The organism is Pseudomonas sp. RT4P38, assembly GCF_054897765.1.
In genome coordinates, this window is record NZ_CM142703.1 from 4,695,548 (window position 1) to 4,716,126 (window position 20,579).

The 20,579-nt window shown below is 59.2% G+C and carries 17 protein-coding genes; 8 read left to right on the forward strand and 9 right to left on the reverse strand.

Translation table 11 applies throughout. The features are described 5' to 3' along the window. The 5 genes from nuoK to ACYZT7_RS21765 all read left to right on the forward strand — a co-directional run bounded on the left by nuoK (position 1) and on the right by ACYZT7_RS21765 (position 5,592). Positions 1 to 309 carry an NADH-quinone oxidoreductase subunit NuoK gene (gene nuoK / locus ACYZT7_RS21745; protein WP_133838688.1) on the forward strand — a complete coding sequence of 103 codons (309 nt, stop codon included), beginning with the start codon at positions 1 to 3 and terminating at the stop codon, positions 307 to 309. Next, a complete protein-coding gene (gene nuoL / locus ACYZT7_RS21750) occupies positions 306 to 2,159 on the forward strand; it encodes an NADH-quinone oxidoreductase subunit L (protein WP_462038172.1) in 1,854 nt (617 codons plus the stop codon). Before nuoK ends, nuoL begins: the two co-directional genes overlap by 4 nt. 39 nt (positions 2,160 to 2,198) lie before the next feature. Continuing rightward, positions 2,199 to 3,731 carry an NADH-quinone oxidoreductase subunit M gene (gene nuoM, locus ACYZT7_RS21755; RefSeq protein ID WP_462038173.1) on the forward strand — a complete coding sequence of 511 codons (1,533 nt, stop codon included), beginning with the start codon at positions 2,199 to 2,201 and terminating at the stop codon, positions 3,729 to 3,731. 7 nt (positions 3,732 to 3,738) lie between these two features. After that, positions 3,739 to 5,202, forward strand: a complete 1,464-nt coding sequence (gene nuoN / locus ACYZT7_RS21760; protein ID WP_462038174.1) for an NADH-quinone oxidoreductase subunit NuoN — start codon at positions 3,739 to 3,741, stop codon at positions 5,200 to 5,202. 207 nt (positions 5,203 to 5,409) lie between these two features. Then, positions 5,410 to 5,592, forward strand: a complete 183-nt coding sequence (locus ACYZT7_RS21765) for a hypothetical protein (protein WP_462038175.1) — start codon at positions 5,410 to 5,412, stop codon at positions 5,590 to 5,592. A 229-nt stretch (positions 5,593 to 5,821) separates the two neighbouring features. Here the strand turns inward: ACYZT7_RS21765 and ACYZT7_RS21770 are convergent, their stop codons facing one another. The 6 genes from ACYZT7_RS21770 to ACYZT7_RS21795 are packed head-to-tail and all read right to left on the reverse strand — an operon-like array spanning position 5,822 to position 11,758. Beyond that, complete coding sequence (locus tag ACYZT7_RS21770) at positions 5,822 to 7,564, reverse strand: ABC transporter substrate-binding protein (RefSeq protein WP_462038176.1); 1,743 nt, start codon at positions 7,562 to 7,564, stop codon at positions 5,822 to 5,824. A 47-nt stretch (positions 7,565 to 7,611) separates the two neighbouring features. Then, the gene (locus ACYZT7_RS21775) at positions 7,612 to 7,884 is read right to left on the reverse strand and encodes a DUF2160 domain-containing protein (RefSeq protein ID WP_449644666.1); all 273 of its coding nucleotides are present in this window, start codon (positions 7,882 to 7,884) and stop codon (positions 7,612 to 7,614) included. A 10-nt stretch (positions 7,885 to 7,894) separates the two neighbouring features. After that, the gene (locus ACYZT7_RS21780; protein WP_017339615.1) at positions 7,895 to 8,695 is read right to left on the reverse strand and encodes a carbohydrate ABC transporter permease; all 801 of its coding nucleotides are present in this window, start codon (positions 8,693 to 8,695) and stop codon (positions 7,895 to 7,897) included. Between the two features lie 8 nt (positions 8,696 to 8,703). Next, a complete protein-coding gene (locus ACYZT7_RS21785; RefSeq protein ID WP_462038177.1) occupies positions 8,704 to 9,570 on the reverse strand; it encodes a carbohydrate ABC transporter permease in 867 nt (288 codons plus the stop codon). Beyond that, positions 9,567 to 10,664 (reverse strand): ABC transporter ATP-binding protein, encoded by a 1,098-nt coding sequence (locus tag ACYZT7_RS21790; protein ID WP_462038178.1) that lies wholly within the window; start codon positions 10,662 to 10,664, stop codon positions 9,567 to 9,569. The genes ACYZT7_RS21785 and ACYZT7_RS21790 overlap by 4 nt, the downstream gene beginning before the upstream one ends. Beyond that, a complete protein-coding gene (locus ACYZT7_RS21795; RefSeq protein ID WP_462038179.1) occupies positions 10,664 to 11,758 on the reverse strand; it encodes an ABC transporter ATP-binding protein in 1,095 nt (364 codons plus the stop codon). Before ACYZT7_RS21795 ends, ACYZT7_RS21790 begins: the two co-directional genes overlap by 1 nt. Before the next feature lie 395 nt (positions 11,759 to 12,153). Here ACYZT7_RS21795 and ACYZT7_RS21800 point away from each other — a divergent pair, with 395 nt between their 5' ends. Then, on the forward strand, positions 12,154 to 13,986 hold the full coding sequence (locus ACYZT7_RS21800) for a sigma-54-dependent Fis family transcriptional regulator (RefSeq protein WP_462038180.1): 1,833 nt from the start codon (positions 12,154 to 12,156) through the stop codon (positions 13,984 to 13,986). Between the two features lie 218 nt (positions 13,987 to 14,204). Here the strand turns inward: ACYZT7_RS21800 and cysS are convergent, their stop codons facing one another. Both cysS and ACYZT7_RS21810 read right to left on the reverse strand, forming a co-directional pair. Beyond that, positions 14,205 to 15,587, reverse strand: coding sequence for a cysteine--tRNA ligase (gene cysS / locus ACYZT7_RS21805; RefSeq protein ID WP_462038181.1), 1,383 nt, complete (start codon positions 15,585 to 15,587; stop codon positions 14,205 to 14,207). A 15-nt stretch (positions 15,588 to 15,602) separates the two neighbouring features. Beyond that, positions 15,603 to 17,300 (reverse strand): glutamine--tRNA ligase/YqeY domain fusion protein, encoded by a 1,698-nt coding sequence (locus ACYZT7_RS21810; protein ID WP_462038182.1) that lies wholly within the window; start codon positions 17,298 to 17,300, stop codon positions 15,603 to 15,605. 260 nt (positions 17,301 to 17,560) lie between these two features. Between ACYZT7_RS21810 and ACYZT7_RS21815 the strand changes: the two genes are divergently transcribed. Together ACYZT7_RS21815 and lpxH are read left to right on the forward strand one after the other, a co-directional pair. Continuing rightward, positions 17,561 to 18,064: a peptidylprolyl isomerase gene (locus ACYZT7_RS21815; RefSeq protein WP_462038183.1), complete on the forward strand. Its 504-nt coding sequence runs from the start codon at positions 17,561 to 17,563 to the stop codon at positions 18,062 to 18,064. Further along, positions 18,061 to 18,813: a UDP-2,3-diacylglucosamine diphosphatase gene (gene lpxH / locus ACYZT7_RS21820; protein WP_462038184.1), complete on the forward strand. Its 753-nt coding sequence runs from the start codon at positions 18,061 to 18,063 to the stop codon at positions 18,811 to 18,813. Before ACYZT7_RS21815 ends, lpxH begins: the two co-directional genes overlap by 4 nt. Before the next feature lie 116 nt (positions 18,814 to 18,929). On the opposite strand, the gene ACYZT7_RS21825 is transcribed toward lpxH, so the two are convergent. Further along, positions 18,930 to 20,459, reverse strand: coding sequence for a DHA2 family efflux MFS transporter permease subunit (locus tag ACYZT7_RS21825; protein ID WP_462038185.1), 1,530 nt, complete (start codon positions 20,457 to 20,459; stop codon positions 18,930 to 18,932). Positions 20,460 to 20,579: the final 120 nt, after the last annotated feature.

Here is a 20,579-nt window from a genome sequence, read left to right on the forward strand (position 1 = left end):
ATGCCTGCTATCCCTATGGAGCATGGTCTGGCGGTCGCCGGCATCCTGTTCTGCCTCGGTCTGGTCGGCCTGATGGTCCGCCGCAACATTCTCTTCGTGCTGATGAGCCTGGAGGTCATGATGAATGCCTCCGCACTGGCGTTCATCGTTGCCGGTAGCCGCTGGGGGCAGCCGGATGGACAGATCATGTTCATCCTGGTGATCAGCCTGGCAGCCGCCGAGGCCAGTATTGGCCTAGCGATTCTGTTGCAGCTGTATCGCCGCTTCCACACTCTCGATATCGACGCTGCCAGCGAGATGCGCGGATGAATCTTCTCTATCTGACTTTCGTATTCCCTCTCATAGGTTTCCTGCTGCTGTCGTTCTCACGCGGCCGCTTTTCGGAAAACCTGTCGGCGCTGATTGGCGTCGGCTCCATTGGCTTGTCTGCCATCGTCACTGCTTATGTGATCTGGCAGTTCAACGTTGCGCTACCTGAAGGCGGTCACTACACGCAAGTGTTGTGGCAGTGGATGGCGGTGGAGGGCTTTACGCCTAACTTCGCGCTGTACCTGGATGGTCTGTCCCTGACCATGCTCGGTGTGGTGGTCGGCGTCGGCTTCCTGATCCACCTCTTCGCGTCCTGGTACATGCGCGGTGAAGCCGGTTACTCGCGCTTCTTCGCCTACACCAACCTGTTTATCGCCAGCATGCTGTTCCTGGTCCTGGGCGATAACCTGTTGTTCCTGTACTTCGGCTGGGAAGGCGTGGGCCTGTGCTCGTACCTGTTGATCGGTTTCTACTACAGCAACCGTAACAACGGTAACGCGGCACTGAAAGCCTTCATCGTGACCCGTATCGGCGACGTGTTCATGGCCATCGGCCTGTTCATCCTGTTCGCGCAGCTGGGGACGCTGAACATCCAGGAACTGCTGGTGCTGGCACCGCAGAAATTCCAGGCCGGCGACTTCTGGATGGTCATGGCGACCCTGATGCTGCTGGGCGGCGCTGTCGGTAAATCCGCGCAACTGCCGCTGCAAACCTGGCTGGCGGATGCGATGGCCGGTCCTACTCCGGTTTCGGCACTGATCCACGCCGCAACCATGGTGACCGCCGGTGTCTACCTGATCGCCCGTACTCACGGTCTGTTTGCGTTGGCGCCGGACATCCTGCACCTCGTCGGCATCGTCGGTGGCGTGACCCTGGTGCTCGCAGGTTTTGCTGCACTGGTCCAGACCGACATCAAACGTATCCTCGCCTACTCGACCATGAGCCAGATCGGCTACATGTTCCTGGCGTTGGGCGTAGGTGCCTGGGATGGCGCGATCTTCCACCTGATGACCCACGCCTTCTTCAAGGCGCTGCTGTTCCTTGCGTCCGGTGCGGTGATCGTTGCCTGCCACCACGAGCAGAACATCTTCAAGATGGGCGGTCTGTGGAAGAAACTGCCACTGGCCTACACCAGTTTCATCGTCGGCGGCGCGGCGCTTGCTGCCCTGCCACTGGTGACCGCCGGCTTCTACTCAAAGGACGAAATCCTCTGGGAAGCGTTCGCCAGCGGCAACCACGGTCTGCTTTACGCAGGTCTGGTCGGCGCGTTCATGACGTCGCTGTACACTTTCCGCCTGATCTTCATCGCGTTCCACGGTGAAGTGAAGACCGAAGCGCACGCCGGTCACGGCATCGCTCACTGGCTGCCACTGTCGGTGCTGATCGTATTGTCTACCGCCATTGGCGCGATGATCGTTCCACCACTGCACGGCGTGCTGCCGGAAAGCGTCGGCCATGCCGGCGGCGAAGCCAAGCACAGTCTGGAAATCGCCTCGGGCGCCATCGCCCTGGCCGGTATCCTGCTGGCCGCCTTGCTGTTCCTCGGCAAGCGTCGTTTCGCCACTGCAATCGCCAACAGCGGCATCGGCCGTTTCCTTTCGGCCTGGTGGTTCGCTGCCTGGGGCTTCGACTGGATCTACGACAAACTGTTCGTCAAGCCCTACCTTGCGATCACCCACGGACTGCGCAGAGACCCGCTCGACCAGACTATCGGTCTGATCCCGCGTATGGCCAAAGGCGGCCACACCGCCCTGAGCCGTACCGAAACCGGTCAACTGCGTTGGTACGCGGCATCCATGGCTGCCGGCTCCGTGCTGGTCATCGGCGCCATCGTGCTGGTAGCGGTCTGATATGAACCTTGCGAACTTGCGAAAGGAATTGAGCCCGTCATGATTCTGCCTTGGCTAATCCTGATCCCCTTCATCGGCGGCCTGCTGTGCTGGATGGGTGAGCGCTTCGGCGCTACCCTCCCCCGCTGGATTGCGCTGATCACCATGTCCCTGTTGCTCTCCCTCGGCCTCTGGCTGTGGGCTAACGGTGACTATTCATTTGCCCCGGCGCCTGGCGCCGATCCGACCTGGGTGCTTGAGTTCAAGCACCTCTGGATCGAGCGCTTCGGCATCAGCGTGCACCTGGCCCTCGACGGCCTGTCGCTGTTGATGATCCTGCTGACCGGCCTGCTGGGTATCCTCTCGGTACTCTGCTCGTGGAAAGAGATCCAGCGTCACGTTGGCTTCTTCCACTTGAACCTGATGTGGATCCTGGGCGGTGTCGTCGGCGTGTTCCTCGCCCTCGACCTGTTCATGTTCTTCTTCTTCTGGGAAATGATGCTGGTGCCGATGTACTTCCTCATCGCGCTCTGGGGTCACAGTTCTTCGGACGGCAAGAAAACCCGGATCTACGCGGCGACCAAGTTCTTCATCTTCACTCAGGCTTCCGGCCTGATCATGTTGGTGGCGATCCTGGGTCTGGTACTGGTCAACTTCAACGACACCGGCGTGATTACGTTCAACTACGCCGATCTGTTGAAAACCAAGATGTCGCTGACCACCGAGTACATCCTGATGCTCGGCTTCTTCATCGCCTTCGCGGTCAAGTTGCCAGTCGTGCCGTTCCACTCCTGGTTGCCTGATGCTCACGCCCAGGCGCCAACGGCGGGTTCGGTCGACCTGGCCGGTATCTTGTTGAAAACGGCGGCTTACGGTCTGCTGCGTTTCGCCCTGCCGCTGTTCCCGAATGCCTCGGCCGAGTTTGCGCCGATCGCCATGACCCTCGGTCTGATCGGGATCTTCTACGGTGCGTTCCTGGCGTTCGCGCAAACTGACATCAAGCGTCTGGTCGCGTACTCCAGTGTTTCGCACATGGGCTTCGTGCTGATCGGCATCTACTCCGGCAGCCAACTGGCGCTGCAGGGCGCGGTGATGCAGATGCTCGCGCACGGCCTGTCGGCCGCGGCACTCTTTATCCTGTGTGGCCAGCTCTACGAGCGAACTCACACTCGCGACATGCGTGAAATGGGTGGCCTGTGGTCGAAGATCGCCTACCTGCCAGGCGTCAGTATGTTCTTCGCGGCGGCCTCCCTGGGCTTGCCGGCGACCGGTAACTTCGTCGGCGAATTCCTGATCCTGATCGGCACGTTCCCAGCCGCCCCATGGATCACTATCATCGCGACGTCCGGTCTGGTGTTCGGTTCGGTCTACTCGCTGATCATGATCCACCGTGCCTACTTCGGCCCGTCCAAATCGGACGTGGTGCTGCATGGCATGGATAGTCGCGAACTGATCATGGTGGTCGGTCTGGCAGCGTTGCTGATTTACATCGGCGTGTACCCGCAACCGTTCCTCGATACCTCTGCTGCGACGATGCATGGCGTGCAGCAATGGCTCGGCACCGCCTTCACTCAACTCGCTTCGGCCCGGTAAGAGCGCTATGGAATTCACGACTCAACACTTTATCGCGCTTGCGCCGTTGTTGATCACCAGCGTCACGATCATCGTGGTGATGCTGGCGATCGCCTGGCGCCGCAACCACTCGCAGACCTTCCTGATTTCCGTGGCGGGTCTGAACCTGGCGTTGCTGTCGATCCTGCCAGCCCTGAAAGTCGCGCCTCTGGCCGTGACTCCATTGCTGCAAATCGACACCTTCGCTTGCTTGTACATGGCGCTGATCCTGGTCGCCACCCTCGCTTGTGTGACCCTCGCCCACGCCTACCTCGGCGATGGCGGCTCGGGTTACCCGGGCAACCGTGAAGAACTTTACCTGCTGATCCTGATGGCCGCCGCCGGTGGCCTGGTGCTGGTCAGCGCGCAGCACCTGGCCGGGTTGTTCATTGGTCTGGAACTGCTCTCGGTACCGGTCTACGGTCTGGTGGCTTATGCCTTCTTCAACAAGCGTTCGCTGGAAGCCGGTATCAAGTACATGGTGCTGTCGGCCGCCGGTTCCGCGTTCCTGTTGTTCGGTATGGCCCTGCTCTACGCCGATGCCGGCACCCTGAGCTTCAACGGCATCGGTCAGGCCCTGGCGGCCACCGGCCTGCCAAGTTCTTTGGCTCAACTGGGCTTGGGCATGATGTTGATCGGCCTGGCGTTCAAGCTGTCGCTGGTACCGTTTCACCTCTGGACCCCGGACGTTTACGAAGGTGCTCCGGCACCGGTGGCGGCGTTCCTGGCCACCGCGTCGAAAGTCGCCGTGTTCGCGGTGATGGTGCGTCTGTTCCAGATCTCGCCGGCGGCAAGCAGCGGTGTACTGAGCGACGTGCTGACCATCATTGCCATTGCGTCGATCCTGTTCGGTAACCTGCTGGCACTGACCCAAAGCAACCTCAAGCGTCTGCTGGGTTACTCGTCCATCGCTCACTTCGGTTACCTGCTGATCGCCCTGGTGGCGAGCAAGGGTCTGGCCGTGGAAGCCATCGGCGTGTACCTGGTCACCTACGTGATTACCAGCCTCGGCGCGTTCGGCGTGATCACCCTGATGTCCTCGCCGTACAACGGCCGTGATGCGGATGCCCTGTACGAATACCGCGGCCTGTTCTGGCGCCGTCCGTACCTGACCGCCGTACTGACCGTGATGATGCTGTCCCTGGCCGGCATCCCGCTGACCGCAGGCTTCATCGGCAAGTTCTACATCATCGCTACCGGTGTCGAGTCACAACAATGGTGGCTGGTCGGTTCCCTGGTACTGGGCAGCGCCATCGGCGTCTTCTACTACCTGCGCGTCATGGTCACCCTGTTCCTGATCGAACCAAACCTGCGTCGCCACGATGCGCAACTGCACTGGGAACAACGTGCAGGCGGCGTGATGCTGCTGGCAATCGCTGCACTGGCGTTCTTCCTCGGGCTGTATCCGCAGCCGTTGCTGATCCTGGTTCAGCAGGCGGGGTTGGCGGGTTGATCGCTTAAGCGACACTCGGTAGAAAACAGAAACGGCACCTTCGGGTGCCGTTTTTGCATCTGTACGATTTGTTACCGCTGCACTCCCCTCCTCTCGCAATCCCCGAAAGCTCTCGCCGGACTATCCGCCGCGTCCTACAGCCAGCGTTGAGCACTTGGCTCTATCTTGAGTGACTGCTGGATAAAGCAATCGAGGCGAGAACGAATAATGAAACGTGACATTTTTTTAGAATTGGTAGAAGGCTTCGATGCTTTGGCCGCTGAGCGCCTGTTACCTGTTGGAAATCCACGCTCCCTGCGTATCGGAGCGATGAAAGGCAAGCTGGTTCTTCCTGAAGATGTTGATGCGCCACTGCCGGATGACATGCTCAGTGCTTTCGAAGGCACTTAAGGAAAAGTGCTTTTGCTCCACACCCAGTTGTTTGATCGAGCTGGAGAAGTTTTGTGGCTGGGATGGCCCCATCGCGAGCAAGCTCGCTCCCACAGTGGATCAGCTGTGAACACACTATTTGTGAACAACACCGAACTACTGTGGGAGCGAGCTTGCTCGCGAAGGCGGCGGGACAGGCACAAACAAAAACGGCACCTTGCGGTGCCGTTTGCGTTTCACAACTCAGATGTTATTTACGCGCCGCCTCCCACGATTTCAGCAGTTCGGCATAGCTCACGGTTTCACCTTTAGGCTTCTCGTTCGCCAGTTTCGGCTTCGGTGCACCCGGTTGGTCCAACCAGTACTGCGCGTCGCGCTCGGGGTTCATTTTCGGTGCGCAGGTGGCTTGCGCTTTCGAGCGTTCCAGACGGGTCATGATCGCGTCCTGATCCTTGGCCAATCCATCCAGCGCCTGTTGCGGGGTTTTCTCGCCGCTGGCGGCTTCCGCGATGTGGCTCCACCACAGTTGCGCCAGACGTGGATAGTCCGGCACGTTGGTGCCGGTCGGGGTCCATTGCACGCGGGCCGGGCTGCGGTAGAACTCCACCAGCCCACCGAGTTTCGGCGCCAGGTCGGTCATGGCTTGCGAGTTGATGTCCGACTCGCGGATCGGAGTCAGGCCGACGATGGTTTTCTTCAGCGACACGGTTTTCGAGGTCACGAACTGCGCGTACAGCCAGGCCGCCAGTTTTTGCTTCTCGGGCGTGGATTTGAGGAAGGTCCAGGAACCGGCGTCCTGATAACCGAGCTTCATACCCTCTTCCCAGTACGGGCCTTTTGGCGACGGCGCCATCCGCCATTTCGGCGTGCCGTCGGTATTCATCACCGGCAGGCCCGGTTTGGTCATGTCGGCGGTAAACGCGGTGTACCAGAAGATCTGCTGGGCGATGTTGCCCTGGGACGGCACCGGGCCAGACTCGGAGAAGGTCATGCCCGCCGCTTCCGGTGGCGCATATTTTTTCATCCAGTCAACGTATTTGGTGGTCGCATACACTGCCGCCGGGCCGTTGGTGTCGCCGCCGCGGGTCACGCTGGAACCGACCGGATGGCAGTCCTCGACGCGGATGCCCCACTCGTCCACCGGCAAGCCATTGGGTATGCCTTTGTCGCCAGCACCGGCCATGGAGAACCAGGCATCTGTGAAGCGCCAGCCTAGAGACGGGTCTTTCTTGCCGTAGTCCATGTGGCCGTAGACGCGTTTGCCGTCGATTTCCTTGACGTCTTCGCTGAAGAACTTGGCGATGTCTTCATAGGCCGACCAGTTCACCGGTACGCCCAACTCGTAGCCGTACTTTTCTTTGAATTTTGCTTTCAAATCCGCCCGCTCGAACCAGTCCGCGCGGAACCAATAGAGGTTGGCGAACTGCTGGTCGGGCAGTTGATAGATCTTACCGTCCGGCGCGGTAGTGAACGAGATGCCAATGAAGTCTTTAATGTCCAGCGTCGGCGAGGTGTAAGCCTTGCCTTCGTTGGCCATCAGATCGGTGATCGATTCGGTCTTGCCGTAACGAAAGTGCGTACCGATCAGGTCCGAGTCGTTGACCCAGCCGTCATAGATGTTTTTGTCCGATTGCATCTGGGTCTGCAGCTTTTCAACCACGTCGCCTTCCTGCAGCAAGTCGTGAGTCAGCTTGATCCCGGTGATCTCGGTAAAGGCTTTGGCCAGCACTTTGGACTCGTATTCGTGGGTGGCGATGGTTTCCGACACCACTTTGATGTTCATCCCGCGAAACGGCTCGGCCGCCTTGATGAACCACTTCAGCTCTTCCAGTTGTTGATCGGCCGTCAGCGTGGACGGCTTGAATTCGCTGCCGATCCATTTCTTCGCGGCGTCTTCATAGGCATCGGCCCAGGCCGAAGCGCTCAAACCGCTGAGTGCCAGCATGGCTGCCAATGAAACGCTATGTCGCAGCTTATTGTTTTTGTCGAACATAGAGACCTCCTTATTGAGTTTCGGAGCAACTTTGCCGAGCGATTCGACTAGCCCCAACGCATCACAGCCAACAGCCACACCAGGGACAACGCGGACGCCACCCAGATGCTCCAGTCGGTGACGCCGATTACCAGCAAATGCAGGTAGGCGCTGCCGAGAAGACCGATAAACAAGCGATCGCCACGGGTGGTGGCAATCGGCAACAAACCACGCCGAAGTATGCTCGGCGAACGCAATTCCCACGTCGTCATGCCCACCAGAATCAGGCCAATGACGATAAAGAACGCTGCTGTGGGGGTGGTCCAACTCATCCATTCCATCATCAGCTCCTCAGACCCGGCCCAGGGCAAAGCCCTTGGCCACGTGGTTGCGAACAAACCAGATCACCAGCATGCCCGGCAGGATGGTCAACACCCCCGCCGCCGCCAGCACGCCCCAGTCAATGCCGGACGCCGAGACCGTGCGCGTCATCACCGCCGCAATCGGTTTGGCATTCACCGACGTCAGCGTTCGCGCCAGCAGCAGTTCGACCCAGGAAAACATGAAGCAGAAAAATGCGGTGACACCGATCCCGGAGCCAATCAGCGGAACGAAAATCTTCACGAAGAACTTGGGAAAACTGTAGCCATCAATGTAGGCGGTTTCGTCGATCTCCTTGGGCACGCCGGACATGAAACCTTCGAGGATCCACACCGCCAACGGCACGTTAAACAAGCAATGAGCCAACGCGACGGCGATGTGGGTGTCGAACAAACCAATCGAGGAATACAGCTGGAAGAACGGCAGCAGAAACACCGCCGGTGGCGCCATGCGGTTGGTCAAGAGCCAGAAGAACAGGTGCTTGTCGCCGAGGAACCGATAGCGTGAAAACGCATAGGCTGCCGGCAGCGCCACGCTCAGGGAGATGACCGTGTTCAGACTCACGTAGTACAGCGAGTTGAGGTAACCGGTGTACCAGGCCGGATCGGTGAAGATCACCTTGTAGTTGGCGAAGGTAAAATCCTGCGGAAACAGCGTCAGCCCGCTGAGGATTTCGGTGTTGCTCTTGAAGGACATGTTTAGCAGCCAGTAGATCGGCACCAGCAGGAACAGGATGTAGATCAGCAATGGGATCAGCTTTCTTTTGCTCATGGCGGACCTCAGCGGTTGGCGTCAGAGTGAGTCATGGCGGTGTAGAACAGCCAGGACACCAACAGGATGATCAGGAAGTACACCAGCGAGAAAGCCGCCGCCGGGCCGAGGTCGAACTGCCCAATCGCCATCTGCGTCAAAGTCTGACTGAGGAAGGTCGTGGCATTACCGGGCCCGCCACCGGTCAGCACGAACGGCTCGGTGTAGATCATGAAACTGTCCATGAACCGCAGCATCACCGCGATCAGCAACACGCTCTTGAGCTTGGGCAACTGGATATGTCGGAAAACTGCCCAGGCCGACGCGCGATCAATCCGTGTCGCCTGGTAATAGACGTCCGGGATCGCCCGCAGCCCCGAGAAACACAACAGCGCCACCAACGACGTCCAGTGCCAGACGTCCATCACCAGCACCGTGACCCAAGCGTCCATGGTGTTGGACGCGTAGTTGTAGTTCAGACCCATGGCCTTGAGGCTTGCGCCGAGCAAACCAATGTCCGCCCGACCGAAGATCTGCCAAATGGTGCCGACTACGTTCCACGGAATCAGCAACGGGATCGCCAGAATGATCAGCACCACCGACGACCAGCGGCCCTTGGTCGGCATGGTCAGGGCGATGGCGATACCCAGCGGGATTTCGATCAGCAGCACACAGCCCGAGTAGATGAACTGGCGCAGCAACGAGTCATGCAGGCGCGGATCGAGCAGCACTTGCCGGTACCAGTCGGCGCCGACAAAGTAGCGGCTGGACTGGTCGAAGATGTCCTGCACCGAGTAGTTGACCACGGTCATCATCGGGATCACCGCACTGAACGCCACCAGCAAAAACACCGGCAACACCAACCACCAGGCCTTGTTGTTCTGCACCTTGTTCATGGCTGCGTCTCCAGCAGGTAATCGTCGGCATACACCATCAACCACTGGGCCGGGAAGCTGATGTAGGCGGTTCCCTCAGGCACTGGCTTGTCTTCGGCCAGGCGCACTTTCAGCGGCGCGCCGTCGAGGTTCAGGGTCATGATCTTGTAGGTCCCGAGGTCTTCGACGTGTACGACCTGTGCCTGCATCGCGTCATCAAAGGGTTCGTCCCACACATGGACGAACTCCGGACGGATACCGACCTTCAGGGTGTGCCACTCGGACTCGGCGACACGTTTCTGCTGGGCGTCCGACAGCGGCAAATGGGTCGAAGCAAAACCGACACCGCCTGGCTGCGGCTGAACCTCGATCAGGTTCATCCCCGGACTGCCGATGAAATAGCCGACAAAGGTGTGGCTCGGTCGCTCGAACAGTTCTCGCGGCGTACCGAATTGCACAATCTGCCCGCCGTACATCACCGCGATCTTGTCGGCGAAGGTCGAGGCTTCGAGCTGATCGTGAGTGACGTAGACCATGGTGATGTTGAACTGCTCGTGGATCTGCTTGAGCTTGCGCCGCAGCTTCCACTTCAGGTGTGGGTCGATCACCGTCAGCGGTTCATCGAACAGGATCGCCGAGACGTCATCGCGCACCAACCCACGGCCCATGGAGACTTTCTGCTTTTCATCCGCCGTGAGATTGCGCGCCTTCTTGCTCAGCAACGCCTGGAGGTCGAGTACTTCGGCGATTTCCTGCACCTTGCTGTGAATTTTCGCCTCGGCCATGCCCTGATTGCGCAGCGGAAAAGCCAGGTTGTCGAACACCGTCATGGTGTCGTAGACCACCGGAAACTGGAAAACCTGGGCGATGTTGCGCTTTTCCGGGGTCAGGTCATTAACCACTTTATTATCGAACAGCACCTGCCCCTGAGACGGGCTGAGCAACCCGGAGATGATGTTGAGCAAGGTCGACTTTCCGCAACCCGATGGCCCGAGCAAGGCATAGGCACCGCCCTGTTCCCAGACGTGATCCATCTCGCGAATCGCGTAATCCTCGGGGCCGCTCGGCGTGCGGGTGTAACTGTGCGCGAGGTGTTGCAAACGAATTTCGGCCATCAGGCAACCCTCGCGATACGGCGACCGGGCGCCTGGACCAGCCGTCCCTGACTATCGAACACAAACAATTTATGGGTCGGGATATAGATGCGAATCGGCGCATCGACGTCGTATTCGTGGACGCCCGGCAAGTGCAGCACCAACAAGAAATGCTCGTTGCGCACGTGCAGGAAGGTTTCCGAACCGCTGATCTCGGCCACCTCGACGGTCACCGCCAGCTCCAGATCATCGTCGTTGCTCGGCACCAGCGAAATATGGCTGGGCCGCACGCCAAAGCGGAACTCGCCCTCGCCCACCGGCCGCAGATCGACGTTCAGCGGGAAGTGCACGAAATTGGCGAAACTGACTTCGTTGCCGGCGATACGCCCCGGCATCAGGTTGATCGGCGGCTCGGAGAACAACTCCGCCGCCAGCACGGTTTGCGGCTGGTGATAAACCTCGGAAGCCTTGCCGCTTTGAATCACCCTGCCCTCGTGAAGAATGGTGGTGGTGCCGCCCAGGGCCAGGGCTTCGTTGGGTTCGGTGGTGGCGTAGATGGCGATGGTGTGGTGAGCCTTGAACAGCTCGCGCATTTCCTGACGCAGTTCTTCGCGCAGTTTGTAGTCGAGGTTCACCAGCGGCTCGTCAAACAGGATCAGCTCGGCGTCCTTGACCAGCGCCCGGGCCATCGCCGTGCGCTGTTGCTGACCACCGGAGAGTTCGAGGGGATGGCGCTGGAGGAACTTCTCAATGCGCAACATCTTCGCGGTTTCCAGCACTTTGCTCTGGATCAGCTCATTGGACACACCGCCCTGGCGCAACGGCGAGGCGATGTTCTCGAACACCGTCATGGTCGGGTAGTTGATGAACTGCTGATAGACCATCGACACGTTGCGCAAACGCACCGGGCGCTGGGTAACGTCGACACCGTTCATCAGGATTCGGCCGCTGTCGGGCTTGTCCAGACCGGCCATCAGGCGCATGAGACTGGTTTTGCCGGACAGCGTGCGCCCGAGCAAAACGTTGAAGGATCCGGCTTCGAAACTAAGGCACGCATCGTCGATCCAGGTCTGGCCCTCGACGGTGCGGCTGACGTGCTCCAGGGTTAATGACATGGCTCGGCCTTTTTATTATTGGAGTCAAGCGACCGGAGCTACAGAGCGACATTCGTGCCAGAAATTCCAAGCCTTTGATACGAATTGAAAATCCTTCTAGTGGAGGAGCAACCGCGTTCGTTGCTGAACAGAAATGAACAACCGCGGTTGAACAATTGAACAATCCGGCGGTTGACAATGAACAATAGTGAACAACACTCTACGGACTGTTCACGGTTCCTTGCCTTCCATGAAGCAAAGCAAGAATTGCAAAACCTGTGGGAGCGAACTTGCTCGCGATGACGGTGGGTCAGGCAAAATTGATGTCGACTGACCCTCCGCCATCGCGAGCAAGCTCGCTCCCACAAGGGAACACCTATAACAACAATAAAAGCGTTGTTCAGAGGCTGACTGTCATGGCCGCACCTGCCCCCGTTTTGTCCCACGACGCCATCATCCAGGATTCCTGGTCCCGTTGCCGCGCGTTCGGTCTCAATCATCAAAGCGCCCCGGCGTTCGACCAACTGCCGGCCGAGGGCATCGCGCAATTGCTGGAGAGCCAGCATTCACTGGTGCAAACCACTCATCAGGAAGTCCTGCCGTATTACGAAAACATCCTCAGCAACTCAAATTGCCTGATCATGCTCGCCGACAATCAGGGCCAAGTGCTGACCTCGTGGGGCACTCAGCGCTTCATCGAGCCTAGCCTGACCCGCGGTTTCAGCGCCGGCGCCAGCTGGATGGAACGTTGCAGCGGCACCAATGCCATCGGCACCGCGCTGGCCTGCGAGCAGGCGGTGCACATCGAGCACGATGAACATTTCCTCAAGGCCAACCGTTTCATGACCGGTTCCGCCGCACCGATTTTCGACGCCGAGCGCAAGGTCATCGCGGTGCTCGATGTGTCCAGCGACAGCTACCTGCCGCCGTCCCACACCCTCGGCATGGTCAAAATGATGAGTCAGACTGTGGAAAACCGGCTGATCCTCAACCTGTTCCATGGCCAGCATTTCCAACTGACCTTCAACACCGGACTGAACAACCTGGACAGCCAATGGGCCGGCCTGCTGATCTTCGACGAGACTGGCCAGGTGCTGTCGGCCAACCGCCGGGCCGACAATCTGCTGGGCATCAGCCTGTCGCGGGGCAGCGTCGAAAGCCTGTTCAAAGTCTCGCTGCTGGAGTTGCTGAACCAGCCGGACGACCTGCCCTTCGCCTTGCAAACCTCGGGACGCAACCGCTTTCAGTGCCTGTTGAAGCGGCCGAAACAGGCGGTGATTCAGGCGCGGGTGTTTGTCGAACCTGCCGTTTCGGCTCCGACGGTGATCAGCCTGAACACCCTGCATTTTGGCGACAGTCGCGTGGAAAAAGCCGTGCGCCAGGCTGAGCGTTTGCTGGAAAAAGACATTCCGTTGTTGATCCACGGCGAAACCGGGGTCGGCAAGGAGGTCTTCGTCAAAGCCCTGCATCAGGCCAGCTCTCGGAGCAAAAAACCTTTCATTGCCGTCAACTGTGCGGCCATCCCCGCCGAACTGGTGGAGTCCGAGCTGTTTGGCTACGAAAAAGGCGCATTCACCGGCGCCAACCTGAAAGGCAGCATCGGGCTGATCCGCAAGGCTGACAAAGGCACCCTGTTCCTTGATGAAATCGGTGACATGCCGTTGCCGACTCAGGCTCGACTGCTGCGAGTGTTGCAGGAGCGTTGCGTGCAACCGGTGGGCAGCAGCGAGTTGTTCCCGGTGGATATCCGGATTATTTCGGCAACCAACCGCTCGTTGCGCGAGCAGGTTCAGCTCGGGCGGTTTCGTGAAGATCTCTATTACCGGATTGGTGGTTTGACGCTGGAGTTACCGCCGCTAAGGGAACGCAGCGATAAACAAGCACTGTTCAATCGCTTGTGGGAGCAACACCGTGAGCCGAGCCAGTGGGCTGGATTGAGCCATGAGGTGATGGAATTGTTCAGCCGCCATCCGTGGCCGGGGAATCTGCGCCAGGTCAGCAGCGTGATGCAGGTGGCGCTGGCGATGGCCGAGGAACAACCGGTGCGGCCGGAGCATTTGCCGGATGATTTTTTTGTGGATATGGAGATGGAGCGGGTGGATTCGCCGGAGCCGCTGGCGGTGGATTTGAATGACGCTGAGGACTTGAATCGGCAGCTGCAGGCGGCCGGAGGCAATATCTCGCACTTGGCCCGCAGACTCGGGGTTAGCCGCAATACCCTTTATAAGCGGTTGCGCCAGACCGAATGACGAGCGAGCCGCACCGGCGGTGTTCGGCTTGAGGCCATCGCGAGCAAGCTCGCTCCCACAAGGGATTTGTGTGGTACACAAAACCGGATTCCACCTCCGACCAAGGTGGGAGCGAGCTTGCTCGCGATGACGTCGGTCGGGGCACCGCCGCATTTTCGCCCCTGCGCATAAACAAAAACCCGCACAAGGCGGGTTTTGTTTTGTAGTCAGCGAAGCACTCAGTCAGCCAATCGCCAGGTCGTCCCGCCCTTCCCGTCTTCCAGCACTACGCCCATGGCGGTGAGTTGGTCGCGGATGCGGTCGGATTCGGCCCAGTCCTTGTTGGCACGAGCGGTCAAACGAGCCTGGATCAGCGCATCAACCTCAGCCGCATCAACCCGCCCTTCAGCACCGGCCTGCAGGAAGTCATCAGCTTCGAGCTGCAACACACCCAAGACACTGGCCAATTCCTTCAAGCGCGCCGCCAAACCTGCCGCCGCCTCGAGATCGCTCTCACGCAGACGGTTGATTTCGCGAACCATCTCGAACAATACCGCGCACGCTTCCGGCGTGCCAAAGTCGTCGTTCATCACCTGAGTGAAACGCTCGACAAAGGCTTCGCCACCGGCCGGCGCCACGTTAGGCAGGCCTTTCAACGCATGGTAGAAACGCTCGAGCGCGCCTTTGGCGTCCTTGAGGTTGTCTTCCGAATAGTTGATCGCGCTGCGGTAGTGGCTCGACACCAGCAGATAACGCACGACTTCCGGGTGGTACTTTTCCAGCACGTCGCGAATGGTGAAGAAGTTGTTCAAGGACTTGGACATCTTCTCGCCGTTGATGCGAATCATGCCGCAATGCATCCACGCGTTGGCGTAAGTCTTGCCAGTGGCCGCTTCGCTCTGGGCGATTTCGTTTTCATGGTGCGGGAACTCGAGGTCGCTGCCGCCGCCATGAATATCGAAGGTCTCGCCGAGGCAGCAAGTCGACATCACCGAGCACTCGATGTGCCAGCCCGGACGCCCGGCGCCCCACGGCGATTCCCAGCTCGGTTCGCCCGGCTTGGCGCCCTTCCACAGCACGAAGTCCAGCGGGTCCTGCTTCGATTCGTCAACTTCGATCCGCGCGCCAATGCGCAGGTCTTCGATTTTCTTGCGCGACAGCTTGCCGTAGCCCATGAACTTGGCGACGCGGTAATACACGTCGCCATTGCCCGGTGCGTAGGCGTAACCCTTGTCGATCAAGGTCTGAATCATGCTCAGCATGCCGGGGATATGATCGGTGGCCCGCGGCTCCATGTCCGGCTTGAGGATGTTGAGGCGCGCCTCGTCCTCGTGCATCGCGGTGATCATGCGCTCGGTCAGCACGTCGAACGGCTCGCCGTTCTCTTTGGCTCGATTGATGATCTTGTCTTCGATGTCGGTAATGTTGCGCACGTAGGTCAGGTTGTAACCGCTGAACCGCAACCAGCGGGTTACCAGGTCGAACGCAACCATGCTGCGGCCGTGGCCAATGTGGCAGTAGTCGTACACGGTCATCCCGCAGACGTACATGCGCACATTGTTGCCATCCAGCGGCTTGAAAACTTCTTTGCTCTTGGTGAGCGTGTTGTAGATCGTAAGCACTTTAGTTTCCTTGAATCACTGGCCCCACGAATCACGCAAGGTCACGGTACGGTTGAACACCGGAGAACCTGGTTTCGAGTCCTTGATATCCACGCAGAAGTAACCTTCGCGCTCGAACTGGAAACGGTCTTCCGGCTGTGCATTGCCCAGCGAAGGCTCGGCACGACAACCGGTGAGGACTTGCAGCGAGTCAGGGTTGATGTTGTCCAGGAAACTGGCGCTGTCTTCAGCCTTCTCAGGGTTGGCCGAACGGAACAGGCGATCATACAGACGCACTTCGCACTCGACGCTGGCAGCGGCCGGCACCCAGTGCACGACGCCTTTGACCTTGCGGCCTTCAGGGTTCTTGCCGAGGGTTTCCGGATCGTAGGAGCAACGCAGTTCGACGATGTTGCCATCGGCGTCCTTGATCGCTTCGTCGGCGCGAATCACATAGCTGCCGCGCAGGCGCACTTCGCCATTCGGTTCCAGGCGTTTGTAGCCTTTTGGCGGCTCTTCCATGAAGTCTTCACGGTCGATGTAGATCTCACGGGCGAACGGCAGAACGCGCACGCCCATGTCTTCTTTCGGGTGGCACGCCAATTCGAGGTTCTCGACCTGGCCTTCCGGGTAGTTGGTGATCACGACTTTCAGCGGGCGCAGCACGCACATGGCACGCGGGGCGCTGTGGTCGAGGTCGTCACGGATGCTGAATTCGAGCATGCCGAAGTCCACCACGCCGTCGGAACGGTTGGTGCCGATCATGTCGCAGAAGTTGCGGATCGATTTCGGCGTGTAGCCACGGCGGCGGAAGCCGGACAGCGTGGACATGCGCGGATCATCCCAACCGAGAACGTGCTTTTCATCGACCAGTTGCTTGAGCTTGCGCTTGCTGGTGATCGTGTAGTTCAGGTTCAGACGGCTGAACTCGTACTGACGCGGTTGCGCCGGCACGGGCAGGTTCTCGAGGAACCATTCGTACAGCGGACGGTGGCTTTCGAACTCCAGGGTGCAGATCGAGTGGGTGATGCCTTCGATGGCGTCCGACTGACCGTGGGTGAAGTCGTAGTTCGGGTAGATGCACCACTTGTCACCAGTCTGGTGGTGGTGAGCGTGGCGGATGCGATACATGATCGGGTCGCGCAGGTTCATGTTCGGCGAGGCCATGTCGATCTTGGCCCGCAACACGCGTGCGCCGTCCTTGAACTCGCCGGCCTTCATACGGGCGAACCAGTCGAGGTTTTCTTCCACGGAGCGGTCGCGGAACGGGCTGTTCTTGCCCGGCTCGGTCAGGCTGCCACGGTATTCCTTGGCCTGTTCGGGGCTCAGGTCATCGACGTAGGCCTTGCCGGCCTTGATCAGTTCAACGGCCCAGTCGTGCAACTGGTCGAAATACTGCGAGGCGTAGCGCACTTCACCGGACCATTCGAAGCCCAGCCATTTGACGTCGCTTTCGATCGCGTCGATGTATTCCTGGTCTTCCTTGGCCGGGTTGGTGTCGTCGAAACGCAGGTGCGTGACGCCGCCAAATTCCTGAGCCAGGCCGAAGTTCACGCAGATCGACTTGGCGTGACCGATGTGCAGGTAGCCGTTGGGCTCAGGCGGGAAACGGGTGACGATCTGCGTGTGCTTACCCGAGTCCAGGTCCGCCTGGATGATCGGGCGCAGGAAATTGACCGGCACGGCAGGGCCGGTCTTGGAATTCGAGGTAGGGTCGACAGTGGGCTTGCTCATAGGATCCTTGAACGTACAAGTGCGCGGCCAGTTGGCCAAATCAAAGCGGCTGTTAAATCAAAGGGGCTTATCATAGCCGATGCCGTCAAGTCGCAGACAGAGCAGGCTAAAAAACGGCTGCATTTAATCGGATGCAAATGAAAAACAGCCTCGAAATTCGCGCCCGGCACGCTAAACTGCGCATCTTGGCCAAAATTGGCCGGACCGGTTGAGGGCTGCAAAGCCCCGAAACCCACGAATTCATATAAAGAGTACCGATCATGACCCAAGTCAAACTGACCACCAACCATGGCGACATCGTCCTGGAACTCAACGCTGAAAAGGCACCGCTGACCGTTGCCAACTTCATCGAGTACGTCAAAGCCGGTCACTACGAAAACACGGTTTTCCACCGCGTCATCGGTAACTTCATGATCCAGGGCGGCGGTTTCGAGCCAGGCATGAAAGAAAAGAAAGACAAGCGCGGCAGCATCCAGAACGAAGCCGACAACGGCCTGCCGAACGAGAAGTACACCGTGGCCATGGCTCGCACCATGGAACCGCATTCGGCTTCCGCCCAGTTCTTCATCAACGTCGCTGACAACAGCTTCCTGAACCACAGCGCCAAGACCACTCAGGGCTGGGGCTACGCGGTATTCGCCAAAGTCGTTGAAGGCACCGACGTAGTGGACAAGATCAAAGGTGTTTCCACCACCATGAAGTCCGGCCACCAGGACGTACCGGCAGAAGACGTGATCATCGAGAAAGCCGAGATCATTGAGTGATACTGCTGATTTCAGACTTGCATCTGGAAGAGGAGCGCCCGGACATTACCCGGGCGTTTCTGGATTTGCTCGCCAGACGCGCCCGCTCGGCGAGTGCGTTGTACATCCTGGGCGACTTTTTCGAGGCGTGGATTGGCGACGATGCCATGACGCCCTTTCAGCGTTCCATCTGCCAAGCCCTGCGCGAACTCAGCGACAGCGGCACGGCCATTTTTCTGATGCACGGCAATCGCGACTTCATGCTCGGCCAGGCCTTCTGTAAACAGGCCGGCTGTACGTTGTTGAAAGACCCGAGTGTCGTGCAGTTTTACGGTGAGCCGGTGCTATTGATGCACGGCGACAGCCTCTGCACCCGCGACGAAGCCTATATGAAGCTGCGTCGCTATCTGCGTAATCCGATCACCCTGTTCATCCTGCGGCACTTGCCATTGCGGACTCGCCATAAACTGGCGCGCAAGCTGCGCAGTGAAAGCCGCGCGCAGACGCGGATGAAGACCAATGACATTGTGGATGTCACGCCGGAAGAAGTGCCGCGGATCATGCAGGCCTTTGGGGTGAAGACCTTGATCCATGGGCATACCCATCGCCCGGCGATCCACAAGTTGCAGATTGGCGAGCAAGCGGCCAAGCGGATTGTGTTGGGGGATTGGGATCGTCAGGGGTGGGCGTTGCAGGTGGATGAGCAAGGGTTTGCGCTTGCCCCATTCGACTTCGCCCCGCCGCCACAACTGGCGGCACCCGGCATCTGAAGGCCGAGTACAAAACACTGTGGGAGCGAGCTTGCTCGCGATAGCGGTAGATCAACCAACAAAGATGTTGAATGTTAATCCGCCATCGCGAGCAAGCTCGCTCCCACAGGGGTTACTTAGTGACCGGAGGCAGCAGGCCCCGCCTTCGCCGCAAACGGCGGTTTCGCCAGCCACACCAGCACAATCAAGCCCATGAATGCCCACCCCAGCAACGTGAAGTAATCCACGGTGGAGAGCATGTACGCCTGACTGGTCAGTACATGATCCAGCTGCGCATAGGCCGGGTTGCTCGGCCCGCCCAACGCATTCAGCGCCTCGCGGGTCGCGGGTTCATAAGTGCTGATGCTTTCGCTCATATAGGCATGATGCTGATCCGCCCGGCGAATCCAGATCCAGGTCGTCAATGACGCCGCAAAACTACCGCCCAAGGTCCGCAGAAACGTCGCCAGGCCCGCGCCGTCGGCGATCTGGCTCGGCGGCAGGTCCGACATCAAAATGCTCAAGGTCGGCATGAAGAACAGCGCCACGCCAATCCCCATGAACAACTGCACCAGAGCGATATGCTGGAAGTCCACTTCATTGGTAAATCCGGCGCGCATGAAGCAACTCAGGCCGATCGCCAGAAACGCCAGACCGGCCAGCAGCCGCAGATCAAACTTGTGCGCGTACTTGCCGACAAACGGCGACATCAACACCGGCAGAATCCCGATCGGCGCTACCGCCAGCCCAGCCCAGGTCGCCGTGTAACCCATCTGGGTTTGCAGCCATTGCGGCAGGATCAGGTTAATGCCGAAGAACCCGGCGTAACCCAGCACCAACACAATGGTGCCGATACGGAAGTTGCGGTAAGCGAACAGCCGCAGATTGACCACCGGGTGTTTGTCGGTCATTTCCCAGATCACGAACACCGCCAGCGCAATCACCGAAATGGCCGCGCCAATGAGGATGAAGTTCGACTCGAACCAATCCAGGTCGTTGCCCTTGTCGAGGATCACCTGCAATGCGCCGACGCCAATGATCAGCGTGATCAAACCGACGTAATCCATCGGCTGGTAGCTGGTTTCCACCGGCCGCGCCTTGAGCTGCGAACGCACCACCATCACCGCGAAAATCCCGATCGGCACGTTGATAAAGAAGATCCACGGCCAGCTATAGCTGTCGGTAATCCAGCCACCGAGGATGGGACCGGCAATCGGCGCGACCACCGTAACCATCGCCAGCAATGCCAGGGCCATGCCGCGCCTCGCGGGCGGATAGATGGCAATCAGCAGCGTTTGAGTCATCGGGTACAGGGGACCTGCCACCAGACCTTGCAGCACGCGGAAGCCAATCAGCTCCGGCATCGAAGTCGAGATACCGCAGAGAAACGAGGCCAGCACGAACAGGACTGTCGCCCAGAGAAATAGCTTCACCTCACCAAAGCGCCGACTGAGCCAACCGGTCAATGGCAGCGCAATCGCGTTGCTGACGGCGAATGAGGTAATCACCCAGGTGCCCTGCTCAGAACTCACGCCCAGGTTGCCGGAAATCGTCGGCAGCGCCACGTTGGCGATGGTGGTGTCGAGCACCTGCATGAAGGTCGCCAGCGACAAGCCGAGGGTGCTGAGCACCAGGCTGGGCGGCGTAAAAGAGGCGTTACTGCTCATCGCAAATCCTTTGAAACTGGGCTGGCGCGGCGCCTTTTAACGGGCGCCGCTGACCCTGTGGGAGCGAGCTTGCTCGCGATGGCGGATTAACATTCAACATCTTTGTTGATTGATCCACCG